We start from the raw sequence: 3,318 nt of genomic DNA, 5'->3' as shown, positions 1-3,318 counted from the left end.
CGCTCGAGGCCCTGGGTGCGGACGAGCAGGACGTCCGAACCGAGATCCTGGCCGGCAAGGCCGGCAGCAGCGGCCCCAACACCCTGACCCTGAATCTCCGCGGCGGCAGCGCCTTTGGCGACGAGATGCCCTACTACGATCAGTTCCCGCTCGGTGGCTTCCTCAAGCTCTCGGGCTACGCCAACGAGCAGTTCCGCGGCAACGAGTACGCCTTCGGCAGCCTGGTCTACCAGCATCAGCTCACCACGCTGACCCCGCCGCTCGGCAAGGGCCTCTATCTCGGCGGCTCACTAGAGGTCGGACGTCTGTGGGACGTCCTCGAGGAACTCAACCCGAGCGAAACCCGCTACGGCAGCAGCCTCTTCTTTGGCGCCGACACCTGGCTTGGTCCCTTCTACCTTGGACTCGGACTTTCCGGCGACGGCAATACCACCGGTTACGTCACGCTCGGCAAGCCCTAGGGGGAAAGGCCAATGTTCCCCGTTGGCTAATGCCTAATGCGCTAACATCTGACGTCACCCCTACCCAGGTAAGTGATCCGTTAACCCAAAACCCCGCTGGGCAGGGGTTGATGGATCACTGACGGAGATTCGTGGTCGGGGCATATAGGGGTCCCGCTCGCGGACTCAGGTCGAGTCCAGTCCTCGCGTTGTCCTTTTCACTGCCGAGGTTCCGGGCCTACCAACGCGACTATCTTGGCCCGAACGTCGTTCAGTTCGGCGGTGGACACCTTCCCTTTGCGCAGGGCCTTGCGGGCCACCCAATCGAGGCTCTTGACCTGGTCGGCTAGAACGGCGCCCGGGCGATCCCCCGGTATCGGTACTTCGAAGGGGTAGCCCTTGACTTGCGTCGTCATGGGACAGCAGAGCATTAGCCCGGTCTTGCCGTTGTAGGCCGAAGGGCTGACAACCAGCGCCGGCCTGTGGCCAGCCTGCTCATGTCCAATCTGCGGATCGAAGTGCAGCCACACGATGTCGCCGGCCTCGGGAGTGTAACGCCGAACCATCAGAGCACTTCCTTACCCACGCGTCCACCAAAGTCAGCTTCTGCGTGCAGGTTCTCCGGTGTGATGCCAGCCAGCAATTCGGCAAGGTCGTATCCCCTGGGTCGTACCGGCTCGATCACGATGGTCCCGCCTTCTTCGCGGATATCCACGACTTCATCCAGTGTCAGGTGGGCCGCCTCCATGACGGCGGCAGGTATACGCACCGACGCACTGTTGCCCCACTTCTTCACAGTGACACGCATAGCTGATTTCCGATGTATCTTCAATGTTGATACATTACGCTGGAGCCACGCGGCTTGCAACCTTGCCGACCGTCGGGTCGGGTCGCCGCGAACACCCCGCCAGAACACGACCCGGTTGGAAGATGAGCAACGTCTGCTAAAAGCTCCATCGCAAGCCCCTCGGTTTGCTAACGTCCAAAGAAAGACAGGCCATCCAGTGCGCTTCGAGCTGAGCGAACAAACACGGGAGGCGGTCCAGACATGGATCGACGCTCAGCACCTCACTGCCGGGAGCTTCCTATTCCCGAGTCGAAGTCGGCCGTCCTCACATCTCTCGACACGACAGTCCGCACGCATCGTCCAACGATGGGTCGCCCTCATCGGACTCGACCCCGCAGACTACGGCACCCACTCGATGCGTTGGACCAAGGCGATATTGATCTATCGGCGCACCAAGAACCTCCGCGCCGTTCAGCTCTTGCTTGGGCACAGCAAGTTGGAAAGCACAGTGCGTTATCTTGGCATTGAGGTTGATGATGCCCTCGAGATTGCTGAGCACATCGAGGCTTAAAGGGCTTGGCCGGAGGCGCTTCACCGTCTCCGGTCTCGCGTTGGCGGGGTCAGGCTCAGACATGCCTCTTGGGGCGCTTTCCGGCCAGGAAGAGACACCGGTCGTCCGACTGCCATCGGCAGCAATGTACGATAGACCGGACACTCAGTGGCTGAGCAATGTGGCACAGCAGGCGTGTCAGCCCCGCTCGATCGTGCGCCGTGGCGAGCGGCGCGGCATCCCGCGAGAAGCCGCTGTTCCTCCAGAGGAGCATCTCGCGAACGCCATCACGCTCGGTCAGACCGCTGCGGGCAAACCAGCACAGACGCGCACGCGAACCTGCACAGCCATGGCGGCCAAGGCTTCCGGCGTCAGATCAGCAGCGGATCGAAAGTGGTCGGCTTGCGGAACATCGCTGGCCTCCTCGTCCGGCTCGAAGAGCCCATCGCTGGTGCAGCAGCGCAAACAGCAAACCCTTCCACTGTAGCGTATTTTTGCCAGTCTTCCGCGTCGCCGATGCCCTCGCCACTGGACGGCTCGTGCTACCCCTCTCCGCTCCGTATCGACGGCGGCAAGAGCCGCGGCTAAGGCATCGATCGACTCGCGAAAACCGAGGAGACGCCGCGGCAAGCGAGGTCTTGCGGGAATTGACCTAGTCTTTTCATAACAGCCACTTATGCTGAGCTGAAGCGATACTCGCATTGCCGTTGGCTGAGCGCCTGCCACGGGTCCGGCCCCGTCTTATAGATCTCGTGCGGGTAAGACTCAGATTCAGCATCGTTGCCGAAGGTGCTACGTGCTCCCACAGCGCCGCTCTGGCGGCAAGCGCAGTCTGCTGAGCCGAAAGCTCGGTCCGTCAACAACTCAGTGGAAACGATCGCAGCAAGACACATGCACCCAGACCGTTCCAACACATCGCAGGAGCTGCCACCAATCGGACACCCGCATATCCCCGCCATGATTCGCAATGCGGCGCGGGACTACGCATCGAATATCGCATTGTCGGTCGTGTTACCGACCGGAGCCCATCATTCCCTAACCTTCGCCGAGGTCGATGCGCTAAGCGATGCCTTTGCCGTCTATCTACGCAAAGAACTTGCTCTGGCGCCCGGCTCGCGGGTCGCAGTTCAAATGCCAAACAGCCTCGCTTATGCGGTCACTGCGTTTGGCGCACTCAAGGCAGCCTGTGTCTTGGTGAACATCAATCCGCTGTACACGCCCTACGAAACCGAAGCTCAGATAAAGGACGCCGAAGCAAGCGTCCTGATCCTGATCGATCTTTTTGCCGATCGCATCTCATCCCAGACGATTCAAAGCTTAGATACCATTATTGTCGCTAGTGTCGTTGATTTTTTCCCGCCGACAAAGCGCAAGCTTATTCAACTCATTATCAAGTATGTGCAGAAAAAAGTCCCGAAAGTGCATTACCGTCATCGGACGCTACACCAAGCTGTCCGTAAGGACCAAGCGCAAGTCGCTAGTTGCGCCAGCGACCTTGAACAGGCCGTTGATCACATCGATCGCGACACCTTGGCCATGCT

Annotated in this window: 4 protein-coding genes and 1 pseudogene; 3 read left to right on the top strand and 2 right to left on the bottom strand. The window is 60.2% G+C overall.

From position 1 onward, the window contains the following. Positions 1-461: pseudogene (locus ACY693_RS16955) on the top strand (patatin-like phospholipase family protein); the annotation flags it as partial. 197 nt (positions 462-658) lie between these two features. Here the strand turns inward: ACY693_RS16955 and mazF are convergent. Next, entirely contained in the window at positions 659-1,006 is a 348-nt protein-coding gene (gene mazF / locus ACY693_RS16950; RefSeq protein WP_462322988.1) for an endoribonuclease MazF, read from the bottom strand. Then, on the bottom strand, positions 1,006-1,248 hold the full coding sequence (locus ACY693_RS16945; RefSeq protein ID WP_462322987.1) for an AbrB/MazE/SpoVT family DNA-binding domain-containing protein: 243 nt from the start codon (positions 1,246-1,248) through the stop codon (positions 1,006-1,008). The genes mazF and ACY693_RS16945 overlap by 1 nt, the downstream gene beginning before the upstream one ends. Here ACY693_RS16945 and ACY693_RS16940 point away from each other — a divergent pair. Further along, positions 1,187-1,798 (top strand): tyrosine-type recombinase/integrase, encoded by a 612-nt coding sequence (locus tag ACY693_RS16940; protein ID WP_462322986.1) that lies wholly within the window; start codon positions 1,187-1,189, stop codon positions 1,796-1,798. The genes ACY693_RS16945 and ACY693_RS16940 overlap by 62 nt on opposite strands. 936 nt (positions 1,799-2,734) lie before the next feature. After that, a partial coding sequence (locus tag ACY693_RS16935) for an AMP-binding protein (RefSeq protein ID WP_462322985.1) occupies positions 2,735-3,318 on the top strand: 584 nt, incomplete at its 3' end.

The organism is Halochromatium sp., from assembly GCF_054919635.1.
Note: the sequence above shows the minus strand (reverse complement) of the source record. Positions and strands in the feature narration are given on the sequence as shown.

Bases quoted from the DNA above. Each gene is read 5' to 3' on its own strand.
- mazF (WP_462322988.1), bottom strand. From the start codon at position 1,006: ATGGTTCGGCGTTACACTCCCGAGGCCGGCGACATCGTGTGGCTGCAC.
- ACY693_RS16940 (WP_462322986.1), top strand. From the start codon at position 1,187: ATGACGGCGGCAGGTATACGCACCGACGCACTGTTGCCCCACTTCTTC.
- ACY693_RS16945 (WP_462322987.1), bottom strand. From the start codon at position 1,248: ATGCGTGTCACTGTGAAGAAGTGGGGCAACAGTGCGTCGGTGCGTATA.